Annotated in this window: 13 protein-coding genes; 10 read left to right on the forward strand and 3 right to left on the reverse strand. The window is 72.0% G+C overall.

What is annotated here, in order from left to right; genetic code table 11:
• Positions 1–52: 52 nt before the first annotated feature.
• Both IE226_RS15195 and IE226_RS15200 read right to left on the reverse strand, forming a co-directional pair.
• Positions 53–1,663 carry an alpha-amylase family glycosyl hydrolase gene (locus IE226_RS15195; protein ID WP_190081724.1) on the reverse strand — a complete coding sequence of 537 codons (1,611 nt, stop codon included), beginning with the start codon at positions 1,661–1,663 and terminating at the stop codon, positions 53–55.
• A gap of 104 nt (positions 1,664–1,767) precedes the next feature.
• Positions 1,768–2,958, reverse strand: coding sequence for a lactonase family protein (locus IE226_RS15200; protein WP_190081725.1), 1,191 nt, complete (start codon positions 2,956–2,958; stop codon positions 1,768–1,770).
• Between the two features lie 397 nt (positions 2,959–3,355).
• Here IE226_RS15200 and IE226_RS15205 point away from each other — a divergent pair, with 397 nt between their 5' ends.
• The 3 genes from IE226_RS15205 (at position 3,356) to IE226_RS15215 (ending at position 4,998) form a co-directional block, all read left to right on the forward strand.
• A complete protein-coding gene (locus tag IE226_RS15205; protein WP_190081726.1) occupies positions 3,356–3,748 on the forward strand; it encodes an STAS domain-containing protein in 393 nt (130 codons plus the stop codon).
• A gap of 307 nt (positions 3,749–4,055) precedes the next feature.
• A complete protein-coding gene (locus IE226_RS15210; RefSeq protein WP_190081847.1) occupies positions 4,056–4,754 on the forward strand; it encodes a TNT domain-containing protein in 699 nt (232 codons plus the stop codon).
• A 7-nt stretch (positions 4,755–4,761) separates the two neighbouring features.
• On the forward strand, positions 4,762–4,998 hold the full coding sequence (locus IE226_RS15215) for a hypothetical protein (RefSeq protein WP_190081727.1): 237 nt from the start codon (positions 4,762–4,764) through the stop codon (positions 4,996–4,998).
• Positions 4,999–5,049: 51 nt separating this feature from the next.
• Here IE226_RS15215 and IE226_RS15220 read toward each other — a convergent pair whose 3' ends face one another.
• Positions 5,050–5,220 (reverse strand): 50S ribosomal protein L32, encoded by a 171-nt coding sequence (locus tag IE226_RS15220; RefSeq protein ID WP_190081728.1) that lies wholly within the window; start codon positions 5,218–5,220, stop codon positions 5,050–5,052.
• A 21-nt stretch (positions 5,221–5,241) separates the two neighbouring features.
• Here IE226_RS15220 and IE226_RS15225 point away from each other — a divergent pair, with 21 nt between their 5' ends.
• The 7 genes from IE226_RS15225 (at position 5,242) to IE226_RS15255 (ending at position 14,299) form a co-directional block, all read left to right on the forward strand.
• Positions 5,242–6,753, forward strand: a complete 1,512-nt coding sequence (locus tag IE226_RS15225; RefSeq protein WP_190081729.1) for a membrane-associated oxidoreductase — start codon at positions 5,242–5,244, stop codon at positions 6,751–6,753.
• A gap of 109 nt (positions 6,754–6,862) precedes the next feature.
• Positions 6,863–7,975, forward strand: a complete 1,113-nt coding sequence (locus IE226_RS15230) for a substrate-binding domain-containing protein (RefSeq protein WP_190081730.1) — start codon at positions 6,863–6,865, stop codon at positions 7,973–7,975.
• A 95-nt stretch (positions 7,976–8,070) separates the two neighbouring features.
• Positions 8,071–9,402: an ABC transporter substrate-binding protein gene (locus IE226_RS15235; RefSeq protein ID WP_190081731.1), complete on the forward strand. Its 1,332-nt coding sequence runs from the start codon at positions 8,071–8,073 to the stop codon at positions 9,400–9,402.
• A gap of 100 nt (positions 9,403–9,502) precedes the next feature.
• Positions 9,503–10,474, forward strand: coding sequence for a carbohydrate ABC transporter permease (locus IE226_RS15240; protein ID WP_190081732.1), 972 nt, complete (start codon positions 9,503–9,505; stop codon positions 10,472–10,474).
• Positions 10,471–11,334 (forward strand): carbohydrate ABC transporter permease, encoded by an 864-nt coding sequence (locus IE226_RS15245; protein WP_190081733.1) that lies wholly within the window; start codon positions 10,471–10,473, stop codon positions 11,332–11,334. Before IE226_RS15240 ends, IE226_RS15245 begins: the two co-directional genes overlap by 4 nt.
• Positions 11,335–11,393: 59 nt before the next feature.
• Positions 11,394–12,374, forward strand: coding sequence for a hydroxyacid dehydrogenase (locus IE226_RS15250; protein ID WP_190081848.1), 981 nt, complete (start codon positions 11,394–11,396; stop codon positions 12,372–12,374).
• Positions 12,371–14,299, forward strand: coding sequence for a DUF2264 domain-containing protein (locus IE226_RS15255; RefSeq protein WP_190081734.1), 1,929 nt, complete (start codon positions 12,371–12,373; stop codon positions 14,297–14,299). The genes IE226_RS15250 and IE226_RS15255 overlap by 4 nt, the downstream gene beginning before the upstream one ends.
• Positions 14,300–14,357: the final 58 nt, after the last annotated feature.

Below are 14,357 nucleotides of genomic sequence, written 5' to 3' on the forward strand. Positions count from 1 at the left end.
TCTCCGACTGTACACCTGTGATGTCCCAATGAGACACCTGTCCCGCCGGGACTCAATCAGGGGCCGATGCGGGCCGCAGCTCGAAGACGCCGTACCCGAATGCCCGCGCGGTGAGCGCTCCGCTCCCGGCCACCACCCCGTGCGCCTCCAGAACCCGCGGGCTCGCGCCGCCCGCGACATCGGTGGTGAACACCGCCGGCGTGCTGCGCGGATTGATCACCACGAGATGGCGCCCGCCCCTGACGTACACGAACGGATAGCCGTCGTGCAGCACCTCCACCGAGCCGTCGGGACCCAGCTCCGGGGTGGCCTTGCGCAGGGCGATCAGACGGCGCACGAGGTGCAGCAGAGAAGTGGCGTCGGCCCGCTGCGCGGCGACGTCGGGGCGTCGCGGGTCGGGGTCGACGGGGAGGTAGAGACGGTCGGCGGGCGCGCCGGAGAAACCGGCGTTCGCGCTGTCGTCCCACTGCATGGGGGTGCGCGAGCCCGCCCGGTTGTAGCGCGGGCCCAGCACACTGCCCTCGGTGTCGGGCAGCCCCGGGACGTAGCGCATGCCGATCTCGTCGCCGTAGTAGATCGCCGGGAGCGTGGGCCAGGTGAGCTGGAAGGCGAAGGCCGCCGGGAGCTGCTCGGCGGTGCGCGGGCCGCAGTTGAGGCGCGAGAAGTCGTGGTTGGAGGTGGGCAGCGCGATGTGCCCGGCCCCGCCGATCGCCGCGCGGGCCGCCCGCCACGCCTCGACGAACGTACGGGCCGAGCCCTTGCCGCTGGGGTCGAAGAAGCAGTCGACGGGGTCCCACCGGGTGTCGTCGGTGCCCTCGCCGTTGTTCCACAGGGAGCGCAGGGGACCGCCGTTGGTCGGGCCGCCGAACTGCAGGAAGAAGTCGGCGTGGAACCCGGCGGGCACCGACACGGCCGGATCGCCCCACTCCGAGAGCAGCACCGCATCCGGATGAGCGGCATCCAGCCAGCCGCGCAGCTCCGTCCACACCGCGGCGGTCGCGCCGCGGTCCGGGTCGTCCTTGACGAGGGAGTGCGCCATGTCGACGCGGAAACCGGCGAGGCCCAGACGCAGCCAGTGGTCCATGATGTCGCGCAGTGCGGCCCGGTTGGCCCGCGGCCCTTCGGCGTCGACGGGCTGCCGCCACGGCTCGGCCGGATTCATGCGCGCGTAACCGAAGTTGAGGGCGGGCTGGGATTCGAAGAAGTTCGGCAGATACGCGCCGGGACGGCTCCCCGGCGACCGCACGAACCCCTCCGGGCGGCCTTCGGGCGCCCAGATGTAGCGGTGGTCGTCCGGGTCGTCGGCCGCGGCGGTGAACCACGGGTGCTGGTCGGAGGTGTGCCCGGCCACCAGGTCGAGCAGGACCCGGATACCGCGCCGCCTCGCCCGCGCCACCAGCTCGGCCAGATCGTCGCTCGTGCCGTAGCGGGGTGCGACCGAGAGGTAGTCGGCGACGTCGTAGCCCGCGTCGCGGAACGGCGAGGCGAAGCAGGGGTTGATCCAGACGGTGTCGACCCCCAGCCAGGCCAGGTGGTCCAGATGCGCGGTGATGCCGTTGAAGTCACCGATGCCGTCGCCGTCGGAGTCGGCGAAGGACTGCGGATAGATCTGGTAGAAGACGGCCTCGGAAAGCCAGGCGGGGGCGGGACGGAACGAAGTCATGTCGCGGGTGCGGCCTTTCCCTCGTCGTACGGATGCGGAAGCGGGGGAGTCGGGTCGTGCGCGCCCCGGAGGAGCGGCGCGCACACGGCTGGACGCGCATACGGCTAGAGGGGCAGTACGCACACGGCCGCGGGGGCGGCGAACGGCTCGCCCGTCAGGCTCAGCCGTCCGTCGCGCTCCACCCGCAAGACGCTCACCGAGCCCGACTTCTGGTTCGCCGCGAACAGCAGCCGCCGGGAGGGCGAGAAGGCGATGTGCCGGGGGAAGTCCCCGCCGACGGGGACCGTGCCGAGCAGCCGCAGCCGGGCGCCTTCGTCCTCGACGGCGTACCGCGTGATGCTGTTGTGGCCGCGGTTGGCCAGGAAGGCGAAAGTGCCCTCGCGGTCGACGAGCAACTGCGCCGGATAGCTGGTCCCCTCACCGGTGCCGGTGGACTGCGGATCGCCGGGAGTCAGCCGCCCGCTCGCCGCGTCGTAGGCGCAGACGACCACCGTGTCGTCGAGCTCGTTGGCCAGGTACGCGAAGCGGCCGGAGGGGTGGAACGTGAGGTGGCGGGGCCCGGCGCCCGCGCGCAGGACGGCGTACGAGACCCGGCGGAGCTTTCCCTTCTTCGTGTCGAGGCGGTAGCTGTAGACGGCGTCGTTGCCCAGGTCGACGGCGAGGAGATGTCCGCCGTCCGGACTGGTCACGATCTGGTGGGCGTGCGGTCCCTCCTGTCCCGGACCGGGCGGCGGACTGGAGTGGGTGACCAGATCGCTCAACTCGCCCAGCGCGCCGGAGGATTCGACGGGGTGGACGGCCACACTCCCGGAGCCGTAGTTGGCGCTGAGCAGCCAGCGCCCGCCCGGATGCACCGACAGATGGCAGGGGCCGGCGCCGCCGGTGCCGCGCCGGCCCAGGACTTCGGGGCCCGCGGCGGAGAGCGCGATCGCGGTCACGCCGCCCTGCTCCTGCTCATTGACGGCGTAGAGGGTCTTGCCCGAGGGATGGAGACAGAGGTAGGAGGGGTCGGGTACGCCGGTCAGCGTGCCGGTGCGGGTGATGCGCCCGGTCGCTTCGTCGTACGACGCCAGGCCGAGGCCGCTGCCACCGCCGGGCTGGGTGGTGTAGGTGCCGAGGAAGAGCTGCCCCGTGCGGCGTGGCGGCCGTGCGGCGGCCACGGTGGAGAGGGCGGAGGCGGACGCGGGCGCCGGTGCGGAGACGGCAGCGGCGGCAGCGGTGGCGGCGAGGGCTCCGATGAACCCCCGTCGGCCCCAGGTGTCCGCCGCGGGCGCCGCGTCGGACCCGCTGCTCATCCCTGCCGCCATGTCCGCTCCCGGGTGTCGGTGGTGACGTGTGGAGGTGTACGGCAGACAGCGTGGTGCCTCGCCTCCGCACGATCAAGGGGACAGGCGGCGGGCGCCGGGGCGCGGCGTCGGGCGTCCATGCCCCGCGGACGCGAGACCGGCCAGGTGCCGCGTCCGGCGCATGAAATACGGAGAGTAACTACGGCCGACGAGTGGCGAATATGCACCGCACAACGGCCGGTGCTGCGCCCCGGAGGTATGAACTGGCCCTGAGCGGGCAAGATGTAGGTGCCATTCGCGGTGCCGCCCTAGACCCCGGCGGCGTCGGGCGCCGGCTTTCGGGCCGCGCCGCTCGCGTTGTCGTAACTCTTCGTATGCGGGGTGTAGTGATTTTAGGGGGTGGATCATGGGCACGCCCGACCCGGGCTTTGGGCTGCATCACCGTGTGGTGGACGGATCGATCATTCTGACGTTCAGGGGCGAACTCGATGCCTGGGCGGATCAGGAACTGGCGCCGCGCATAGCGGTGTTGATGAACCGTCCGGACACGGAAGTCGTGGTGGACCTGCGGCAGGTGACGTTTCTGGACGCCGGCGGGTTGCGGATGCTGGTGCGTATCAAGGGCCAGGCCGCGGCCAGGAGGCGCCCTCTTCGACTGGTGCGCAGCAGTCCGCGCGTATGGCGGGTGCTGCGCATCACCCGGCTCGACCGCAGTTTCACCGTCCTCGACGGAATGCCCGCCGCCCTGGAGGCGCCGGGCGGGACCGACTGCGAGGGAAACCTGAACAGGCCGGCCTAGAGGGACCGGAAGAACGGACCGGCCTGGAAGAACAGGCCGGCCCCCGACGGACAGACCGGCCACGCCCTGCCCCGGCGTTGGTTTCGCGCCACGGTTCGAACACGGCTCCGGCCCCTTAGGCGGTCGTCGACCCGGCGCGGCAGACCGCGCCCCGCGTGCAATCCGCCGGGTGTCCGCTCTCCCGGCGCGCCCGTTTCGGCCATCGCGACGGAATGCGATAACTCTGAGCCACGGGGTGGATACGGTGTGCGAGATGTTCTTCGTTTCCCGTGGATACGCGAGGAGTTTGCGAGTGGACCGTAGTTCTGTGATCCGGATCCGTACTGTTCTGGCGGCGTTGGGCGTGGCAACCGCGATGGCGGCCGCCCCCACCGCGACGGCGGCGGGCCAGGCGGATCAGAAGTCGGCGTCGTCGTCGGCGGGGCCGTCATCGCTCTCGGCGCGGCACGAGCCCTGCACCGGCGAGTTCCACAAGGACGCGCGCCTCGGTCCGAAGTGGCTCCCCAAGAAGTGGCAGGAGCCGGTCGGACCGCTGCTCAAGGGGTGGAAGCGCACGGGCGGCCTCTCGCCGTCGTCCTTCCTGAAGAAGTACTGGGAGGGCCCCGCCGGAACGGGCGGCTGGAAGTACCCGCCCAATGACGGCTTCGAGACGGTCAACGGCCAGGTCGACAAGCACCCCGAGGAGCTGGAGAAGGGCGAACTCCTCGACCGCTTCGGATCCGAGTACGGCTCGTTCCTGGCCCCCGCGGGCGACTCGTACGCCGAGCGGGCACTGCCCCCGCAGAATCTCAACACCCGTGACGCCGCGGTCGCCTGCGACTACCGCGTCTACAAGGTGAGCAAGCCGTTCTACGCCTGGCAGGGCGGCATCGCCCCCTGGTTCGAGCAGCCCGGCGGCGGACAGCAGGTCAAGCTCGACCCGGTCTTCCTGGATCCGGGCGAGGGGCAGCGCCTGAACGTGAAGTGGCTCCTCGATCACGGGTACCTCGAGCCGGCGAACGGCTAGCACGCCCGTGGACATCCGTGGACTGCCCGCCGCGCTGCACGAAGCCGGTGTCGCCGACGGCTACTTCTGGATCGAGGGAGTCCACGAACCGGTCCCCACGCCCCCCGACTTCGTCTACCTGCGCAGGACCGGGGACGGCGCGGCGTGGGAGACCGGGACGTTCGAACGCGGAGAGCATCACCCTCTCGCCCGGCACGCGGACGAGGGGGAGGCCTGCGCCCACCTGCTGCGCCTGGTGCGGTGAGGCGATGAGGCGGCGGGACGGGCCCGGCGGCCGTCCCGCGCGTCCCGCCCGTCAGCCCTCGGGGCGCAGCAGGCCGCGCTCGTAGGCCTTGGCCGGCCGCCGGGGCACCAGATAGGCGGAGCCGTCGACGGTGACCGGTACGAGCTGCGGAGCGGCGGCCTTCCACTGGGCCCGGCGGTGCCGGGTACTCGCGTCCGGGATCGTGGTTGACAGCCCGAACACGCCCGCGACAGCATCCCGTTGATGGAGATCACCGACGCGACACCGGCGGAGGTCCGCGTCCTGGAGGCGTTCGCGCTCGGCGAGGGCGTCGACTTCCGCGAGAGCCCCGACGAGGACCCGCGGGCCGGTGCGTCCTGGGGGCCCGAGCGCACGGTGCGCGCCGAGGTGCTGCGCGCCCTGCTGATCGACGGCCCGACACGGGACGGCGAGATCGCGGGCCTCAAACTGTGGGGCGCGCGGATCACCGGGCAGCTCAACCTCATGTACGGCACGGTCGAGCACCCCGTACGGCTGCGGTCCTGCTACTTCGAGGAGACCCCGAACCTGTACGGGGCCCAGGTCCGCGCCCTGGTGCTGAGCGACTCGGTCCTGCCGGGTCTCACGGCGGGCACCCTGCGGGTCGAGCTGGTCCTGCGCATCACCTGCAGCCGGATAACGGGCCCCGTGCGGCTCGCGGGCGCGCAGATCGCCGGCGCCTTCTTCGCCAACGGCGCGGAGCTCGGCACACCGCCCGCCGCCGACGGGACGCCGCCCCCGCCGGACACGCCCGGCCCCGAAGCCGCCGCGGAAGCGGTCTTGCAGCTGAACCACGCCGTGGTCGGCACCGACGTATGGGCCGTCGGTCTGGTGGCCCACGGGCAGCTGCGGCTGAACGGCGCCACCGTCGGGGGCCAGGTCAACCTCGACGACGCCGAACTGAGCGCTCCCGGCGGCGTCGCCCTGCACGCCGAGACCCTCACCGTCGGCACCGACCTGCGGGCCATGCGGCTGCGCGCCCGCGGCACGCTCAACCTCAGCGGCGCCCGCATCCCGCGGCACGTCAATCTCGCCTACGCCCGCCTCTCCCACCCCGGCGCCACGGCACTGCGGGCCAGCAGCTGCGTCATCGGCGAGCTGTGGCTGCGGGATGCCGCTCCGATCGAGGGGACGGTGAACCTGCGCCGCTCCCAGCTGGACCTGCTGCACGTCCCTCCGGAGGTGTGGCCGGGCCAGGTCAAGCTCGACGGCCTCGGCTATCACAGGCTCGCCCCGCACCTGCCCGCCGCGCAGCGCCTCCCGCTGCTCGAACGCGAGGCGGCCGGCTATCTCCCGCAGAGCTACGAGCAGTTGGCCGCCGCGTACCGCACGGTGGGCGACGAGGCCGCCGCGCGCACCGTGCAGCTGGCCCGGCTCCGCCGCCACCGCCGCACCCTGCCCCCGTACGCCAGGATGTGGGGCCACCTCCAGGACGTGACGGTCGGCTACGGCTTCCGGCCGATGCGCGCCGCCGGATGGCTCCTCGTCCTGCTGCTCGCCGGTTCGCTGGCCTTCGCCCTGCACCATCCGCCCGCGCTGAAGTCCGGCGAGGCGCCCGGCTTCAACCCGGTCTTCTACACCCTCGACCTGCTCCTGCCGATCATCGGCTTCGGGCAGGAGGCGGCGTTCGCGCCGGAGGGCTGGTACCAGTGGTTCTCCTATCTCCTCGTCGCCACGGGCTGGGTCCTCGTCACCACGGTGGCGGCGGGCATCACGCGGGCCCTCAGCCGCCAGTGACCGGCCCTTGACACGACCGGCCTGGACACAAGCGGGGCGTTGATCGATATCCTCCAGCGGAAACGTTCAAACGAACACCCGGCGGGAACGTCGCGAGGGGGTCGGCAGCATGCGGGAGCCGAGGGACGTCAGGCGGCAGCGGATACTCGCGGTCGTGGAGTCACGGGGCGAGGCGCGGCTGAGTGATCTCGCCGACGATCTCGAGGTCTCCGTGATAACGGTGCGGCGGGACGTCGAAGACCTCGCCCGGGAGGGCAAGTTGCGCCGCGGGCACGGAGTCGCGCGGTCGGTGGGCCCCGTGGAGCGCGGCGCCCCGCGGGCCGAGCCGGTGGCGCAGGGCGCCGAGCCGGTGGCCCGGGGCGGGGCCGTGGCGCTGATGGTGCCCGAGCGGCACACCTACCTGTACGAGACGATGCACGGGGCCAGAAGCGTCCTGTACGAGGCCGGGGTGCGGGTCGCCCTGCATATCGCGCCGCAGGTGGAGGGCGCCGAACGGCCGCTGGTCGAGCGGGTGCTCGGCGAGGGGATACAGGGGCTGCTCATCGCGCCGCGCTGGCGCACCGCACAAGAGGAGGCGGACTACGCCTGGCTGGCCGCGTCGGGTGTGCCCACGGTCCTGATGGAGCGCCGGCCGCGTGCGGGCAGTGCGCTGCACACCATGGACTCGGTCTGCACCGATCACTGGTACGGCATCCATCTCGCCGTCGACCACCTCGTCCGGCTCGGCCACCGGCGCATCGTCCTCGCCGCCCGCGACGACAGCCCGACGGCCCGTGCGCTGCGCACCGCCTTCGCCGAGATCGCCGCGTCCCGGCCCGAGATCGAGGACTGGACCGTGATGCTCAGCGCCGCGAACGCGGGAGTCGGCCGGGTGCGCGAGCCGCTCGACCTCGCGGCGCGGTTGCGCGAGCACGGGGCGACGGGCGCCGTGCTGCACGGCGACGTCGACGCGCTGATGCTGGTGCAGCAGCTGATGGACCACGGCATGCGGGTGCCGCAGGACTGCTCGGTGGTGGCCTACGACGATGTGGTGGCCGCGCTCGGCAGCACTCCGCTGACCGCGGTGTCCCCGCCGAAGTACGAGGTGGGACGCACGGCGGCCGGGCTTCTGCTGCGCAGGCTGGAGGAGTTGGCGGCGCCGGGCGCCGTGACGACTCAGCGGGCGGAGCTTCTGCCGGAGCTGAAGGTCCGGGGCTCCACCACGCATGTCGGGATCGTTTGACCGCTTTAGTTTCTTTTGATCGATCTATTGACCGTCATCGTTCATGCGATCAGGATTCCCGTGTCTCGAACAAGAGCCGCGGGAGGCGCCCACCCATGCCTGGTCGACCGAGCCGCCGGTCCCTGCTCGCCGTGACAGCCGCAGCACCCATGACAGGCGCGCTCAGCGCCTGTTCGGGCAGCGCGGGCAGCACGTCACGCGGCAGGGGCGGCACCACACGCATCACCTTCTGGTCCGCGCTGCGCGGCAGCCAGGAAGTGGTCGACGCGTTCAACAAGACCCACGACCGTATCCAGGTCGAGTTCCAGCAGGTTCCGTCCGGTGCCATGGGCGGATACGCCAAGCTCAGCAACGCCGCCCGGGCCGGCAACGCCCCGGACGTCGCCACCATCGAATACCCGCAGGTCCCCGGCTTCGCCATCGACGGAGTCGCCCGCGACATCACCTCGCTGCTGAGCCAGAGGCTGCGCGCCAAGCTGCTGCCGCAGGCTCTGGGCCTCACCACCTTCGAGAAGCGGGTCTTCTCCGTCCCGCTCGACGTGGAGCCGATGGTCCTCCACTACCGCACCGACCTGTTCGACGCGTACGGGGTCGAAGTCCCGCGCACCTGGGACGAGTTCGCGCGTTCCGCCCGCACCGTGCGGGACAAGGACCGCGAGCGGCGCATCGCGGTCTTCCCCACCGACGGCGGGACCCAGTTCGCCGCGTGGGCCTGGCAGGCGGGCGCCCAGTGGTTCGACACCCGCGAGGGCGCCTGGAACGTCTCGCTCACCGACCGCCCGACCCGCGAGGTCGCCGCGTACTGGCAGCGGCTCGTGGACGAGGATCTCCTCTTCGTCAACGCCACCGAGAGCAGGCACCACGACGCACAGCTCGGCGATGGCCTGATCCTGGCCAGGCTCACCGGCGCCTGGGACGCGGGCTCGCAGATGAACGCGCGACCGGGCCAGAAGGGCCGGTGGGCCATCGCCCCGCTCCCGCAGTGGGACCCCGGCAAGCCCGTCGTCGGCACCCACGGCGGCTCCACCTTCGCCGTCACCAAGGACAGCAAGCAGCCGGAAGCCGCCATGGAGTTCATCGAGTGGCAGGTCTCGCACCCCGACGCCCTGCGCGCCCGCCTCTCCAGCGGCACCAGCAGCCAGTACCCGGCCGTTCCCGACCTGGTCGCCGTGGGCCGCGAGGCCTTCGACCGCGCCTACTACTCGGGCCAGGACATCTACCGCCTCTTCGAGGAACAGGCCGAGACGATCCGCGACGGCTGGGTCTGGGGACCGCGGATGACAGCGACCCAGCGGGTGATGCAGGACGGCTTCGCCCGCGCGGGCGGCGGCAAGGGCTCGCTCATCGACGCCGTACGCGCGGCGCACGACGGCACCATGCCGGACCTCAAGGCCCTCGGCCTCTCCATCACCGAGCACAGCACATGAGCGCGCCGAGCGCCCCGGCGCGTCCGAAGCCCCCGAACTCCCCGGCGCGCCCCGGGCCCCTGAACGCGACGAGCACCAGCAGAGAGGCAGGTGACCCCCGATGACCACGACCGCGCCCCCGGCCCCCGCCACCCGCACCCCCGACGCCCCCGTCTCCGCCCGCCGCGCCCGTACGCGTGCGCGGCGCCGCGAACACATGGCGTGCGGCGTCCTGATGACCCCCTTCCTGATCCTGCTGGTGGCCGTCTTCCTGATACCCGTCGGCACCGCGGTCTGGCTGAGCTTCTTCAGCGACGACCAACCGGGCCTGGGCTTCGGCCCCGAACGCACGGTCTTCGTGGGCCTGCGCAGCTACACCGCCGTCCTCACCGACCCCACCTTCCTCGGCAGCCTCGGCACGGTCGTCCTCTACTGCCTGATCTACATCCCGCTCATGGTGCTCGGCGCCCTCGCCCTGGCCCTCCTCCTCGACTCCGGCGTCGTACGGCTGCGCGCCTGGGCCCAGTTGGGGCTCTTCCTGCCGCACGCCGTGCCCGGCATCATCGCCGCCCTCATCTGGCTGTACCTCTACACGCCGGGGCTCAGCCCCGTCGTCGACCTGCTCTCCAAAGGCGACATCACCATCGACTTCCTCGGCGTGCACACCGTGCTCCCGTCGATCGTGAACATCGCCCTGTGGAGCAACCTCGGCTACAACATGGTGATCTTCTACGCGGCCCTGCAGGCCGTGCCCCGGGAAGTGATCGAGGCCGCCGTGGTCGACGGCGCGGGACCGGTGCGCACCGCGCTCCAGGTCAAAGCGCCGCTGGTGCGCTCCTCGATCGTGATGGTCGCGATGTTCACCCTGATCTGGGCGATGCAGCTGTTCACCGAACCCATGCTGCTCAGCCAGTCGTCCCCGATGATCAACTCGCGCTTCTCGCCCAGCATGTACATCTACGACGCGGCCTTCACCCGCAACAACTACGGCCTCGCCGCCGCGGCCTCGGTGATCCTGCTCCTGTGCACGGTCGCCCTGTCCTACGGCGTCACCCGCTGGACCAACCGCTCCCAGAAGGAGGCCGCGCGATGAGCGCCGACACCCTCACCGCGCACCGCCCCCGCCTCCTGGGCCGCACCGCCGTGAACACCGTGGTCGGCATCGCGGTGCTCTACACCCTGCTGCCCGTCCTGTGGCTGGTGCTCGCCGCGTCCAAGAACCGGGACGCGCTATTCAGCAGCAACTTCTTCTCGCTGACCGACTTCTCCTTCGTACAGAACCTGCGCGACCTGTTCGCGATGGACGGCGGTCTCTACGGCCGCTGGTACACCAACAGCCTCCTGTACGCCGTCCTGGGCGCCGCGATCAGCGCCCTGGTGAGCGTCGCCTGCGGCTACGCCTTCGACAAATACCGCTTCGCGCACAAGGAGAAGGTCTTCGGCCTGGTGCTCGCCGCGGTGATGGTGCCGCAGACGGTGCTCGCCCTCCCGCTGTATCTGATGGCCTCGGCCACGGGCGTCGTCGACACCTTCTGGGCGGTGTTCATCCCCGTCCTCTTCAACCCGTTCGGGGTCTATCTGGGGCGGATCTTCAGCCAGGGCTACGTGCCCGACGAAGTGCTCGAAGCGGCCCGGATGGACGGCGCGGGGGAGCTCACCACCTATTTCCGTGTCTCCCTGCGGATGCTGGGCCCCGGCGTCGTGACGGTGTTCCTCTTCCAGCTCACCGCCATCTGGAACAACTTCTTCCTGCCCATGGTGATGCTCTCGGACCAGAAGCTGTACCCGGTGAGCCTGGGCCTCTACACCTGGAACAGCTCGGCCACCGTCTCGCCCGAGTACTACCCCGTGGTGATCATGGGTTCGCTCCTCGCGGTGCTGCCGCTGATCCTCGCCTTCATGCTGCTGCAACGCTTCTGGAAGTCGGGCCTCACCGCGGGCTCGGTCAAGTGAGCCATGTGAAAGGGAATCTGTTGAAGAACGGCAGCAACCGTCCGCGTGCCGCGCTCGCCATGGCGCGGGACGCGGCCACGGCCGTGATCGGCCCCGCGGCCCTGGCCGCCCTCGGACACGTCTGCGAGCTGACGCCGGACACCGTCCTGGACGACTTCACCACCGAGGAGGCACGTGCCGTGCTCCGTGACGTGGAGGTCCTGGTCACCGGCTGGGGCTGCCCGCCCCTTGACGCCGCCGCGCTCGCGGCGGCGCCCCGGCTGCGGGCCGTCGTCCACACCGCCGGGTCGGTACGCGGCCACATCACTCCGGAGTGCTGGGACCGCGGCATCGAGGTGTCGTCGGCCGCCGCGGCCAACGCCCTGCCCGTCGCGGAGTACACCGTCGCCATGATCCTGCTCACCGGCAAGAACGTGATGGAGCGCGCACGGGAGTTCAAGGAGACCCGGCGCCGCGACGACTGGCTCGGCCTTTCGCACGGCGTGGGCAACTACGGCCGCACGGTCGGCATCCTCTCCGCCTCGATGATCGGCCGCCGCGTCATCGAACTCCTGCGCCCCTACGACCTCGAACTCCTGCTGCACGACCCGTACGTCTCCGACGAGGAGGCGCTGGCGCTCGGGGCGCGACCGGTCGGCATCGACGAACTGTTCGCCGGCAGCGACGTCGTCAGCGTCCACACCCCGCTGCTGCCCGCCACCCGCGGTCTGGTCGGCCGGGAACTGATCGCGGCGATGCGCCATCAGGCGGTGCTCATCAACACGGCACGCGGCGCGGTGCTCGATCAGGACGCCCTCACCGAAGCCGCCCTCGCTGGCCGCATCCGTGCCGTCCTGGACGTCACCGTCCCCGAAGTACTGCCTCCCGAGCACCCGTTGTGGGAGTGCGAGCACGTCATGATCACCCCCCATCTGGCCGGTTCGCAGGGCAACGAGTGGGGGCGCCTCGCCGACCTCGCCGTCGCCGAACTCGGCCGCTGGGCCGCGGGCGACGGTTTCGCCCATGCCGTACGACGCGAAAGGCTGGCCTTCCTCGCATGAGCACCCCCGCACTGCCCGCACTGCCCGGACTGATCGAATTGCCCGAAGCGGACCGGGTGCTGAGCCCGCACACCGGCTATACGCGCGCACACTGGGAGGCCGCCGCCGACGGCCTCCTGGGCGCCGCCTGGAAGTGGGCGACCCCGCAGGGCGCCCTGCTCGACCTGCCGGGGCGGCCCTCCGCCTCGGGCGTACGCTCCGACGGCCTGGAGGGATACGCCCGTACGCTGCTCGCCGCCGCCTTCCGGGTGGCCGGGGCCGAGGGCAAGGACCCGCACGGCTGGCTCGACCGGTACGCGCGCGGCCTCGCGGCGGGCACCCGCACCCCCGGCCGTGACGACGCCGAGTCCTGGCCGGTGATCCTGGACCACCACGTCCAGGGCCAGCCGATGGTGGAATCCGCGTCCGTCGCACTCGGCCTGCGGCTGACCCGCCCCTGGCTGTGGGACCGCCTCGACAGCGAGGTGCAGGACCGCGCCGAGGAGTGGCTGCGCGGCGCGATACGCCACGTCCCCGCGCCCAACAACTGGTACCTCTTCCCCTACACCGTGGCCGGATTCCTGGAGTCGGTGGGCCGGGGTGACGCGCAGACGGCGCGTGCGCGTGAGCGGGCCCTGGAACTCCTGGAGAGCTGGAACCGCGGCCAGGGCTGGTACGCCGACGGGGACGGCCGCGCCTTCGACCACTACAACGGCTGGGCCCTGCACCTGTACCCCACGCTCGACGCCCACCTGACGGACGACCGAACACAACTGGCCCGGCACGGCGCCCGCCTGCACGAATACCTGGAAAGCTTCGGGCTGCTGTTCGGGGGTGACGGCGCCCCGATCCACTTCGGACGCTCCCTGACCTACCGCTTCGCCGCGGGTGCCTCCGTGGCGCTGGGCGCGCTCACCGGCCACACGCCCCTGACGCCCGGCACCTCGCGCCGCCTCCTCAGCGGCTCCCTGCGCTACTTCCTGGACCGCGGCTCCGTCGGCCCCGACGGACTGCTCGGCCTCGGCTGGCACGGCCCGCACGAAGCGACGTTGCAGCCCTACTCAGGACCCGCCTCGCCCTACTGGGCGTCCAAGGCGTTCGTCGGCCTCCTGGCTCCGGCCGGCCACCCGCTGTGGACCGCCACGGAGGAACCCGCCCCCAGCGAGCGCCGCGACGAGGTCCTCGCGCTGCCCGCACCGGGTCTTCTCGTACAGAGCACCCGGGCCGACGGGATCGTACGGCTGCACAACCACGGCAGTGACCACGCGCGCCCGCACGAGGCCGAGTCGGCGGCGCACGAGGATCCGCTCTACGCCCGCCAGGCCTATTCCACCCGCACCGGCCCCACGGCACGCGGGAACATCGCGGACAACCATCTCGCGGTGGAGGTGGCCGGGATACGCAGCGCCCGCACCCGCATCCAACCGCTGGGCGCGGGGCAGGGCGACGGCTGGGGCTGGGCCGCGTCCCGGCACACTCCGGCCTTCGTGAGCGGCCCGCCCATGGTGCCGGGGCTGCGCGTGGAGAGCGTCACCGTGGCCAGGGGCCCGCACGAACTGCGCGTGCACCGCGTCGTCGGCGCACCGCACGGCGCCCGCGTCACCCATACGGGCTGGGCGACGGGGCCCGAGGAGCCCCTGCTCTCCGCGCTCCACCCCCTGCACGGCTGGAGCGGCCGGGACGAACAGCGCGCACCGCAGGGCACGGCCTACACCCGGTGGGCCCGCCTGCCCCGGCTCACGGCCGAGGCGGAGGGCACGGCCGTGTTCGCGGCGCTCGCCCTGCTCACCGCGGAGCCGGACCCCGCGCCCGCGGCCGACGCGGCGACCGTGGTGAGCGCGACGGCGGACGCCGTGGAGGTGCGGTGGGCGGACGACGGCTCCGTGACCCGGATCGCCTTCGCACCGCTGACGGTGGAGCACGGGCGCGGCGCCGGGAGGCGATGAACCGCGCCGCCGCCCGCTTCGCGGCGCCGGTCAGGTCCTCGGGGCGGTCCGTACGTAG

Origin of the sequence: Streptomyces longisporoflavus, assembly GCF_014649775.1 — a bacterium.
Taxonomy (GTDB): Bacteria; Actinomycetota; Actinomycetes; order Streptomycetales; family Streptomycetaceae; genus Streptomyces; species Streptomyces longisporoflavus.

Excerpts from the sequence above, each read along its gene's own strand:
- IE226_RS15195 (WP_190081724.1), bottom strand. The coding sequence starts at position 1,663 with ATGACTTCGTTCCGTCCCGCCCCCGCCTGGCTTTCCGAGGCCGTCTTC.
- IE226_RS15200 (WP_190081725.1), bottom strand. The coding sequence starts at position 2,958 with ATGAGCAGCGGGTCCGACGCGGCGCCCGCGGCGGACACCTGGGGCCGA.
- IE226_RS15205 (WP_190081726.1), top strand. The coding sequence starts at position 3,356 with ATGGGCACGCCCGACCCGGGCTTTGGGCTGCATCACCGTGTGGTGGAC.
- IE226_RS15225 (WP_190081729.1), top strand. The coding sequence starts at position 5,242 with ATGGAGATCACCGACGCGACACCGGCGGAGGTCCGCGTCCTGGAGGCG.
- IE226_RS15230 (WP_190081730.1), top strand. The coding sequence starts at position 6,863 with ATGCGGGAGCCGAGGGACGTCAGGCGGCAGCGGATACTCGCGGTCGTG.
- IE226_RS15235 (WP_190081731.1), top strand. The coding sequence starts at position 8,071 with ATGCCTGGTCGACCGAGCCGCCGGTCCCTGCTCGCCGTGACAGCCGCA.
- IE226_RS15240 (WP_190081732.1), top strand. The coding sequence starts at position 9,503 with ATGACCACGACCGCGCCCCCGGCCCCCGCCACCCGCACCCCCGACGCC.
- IE226_RS15245 (WP_190081733.1), top strand. The coding sequence starts at position 10,471 with ATGAGCGCCGACACCCTCACCGCGCACCGCCCCCGCCTCCTGGGCCGC.
- IE226_RS15250 (WP_190081848.1), top strand. The coding sequence starts at position 11,394 with ATGGCGCGGGACGCGGCCACGGCCGTGATCGGCCCCGCGGCCCTGGCC.
- IE226_RS15255 (WP_190081734.1), top strand. The coding sequence starts at position 12,371 with ATGAGCACCCCCGCACTGCCCGCACTGCCCGGACTGATCGAATTGCCC.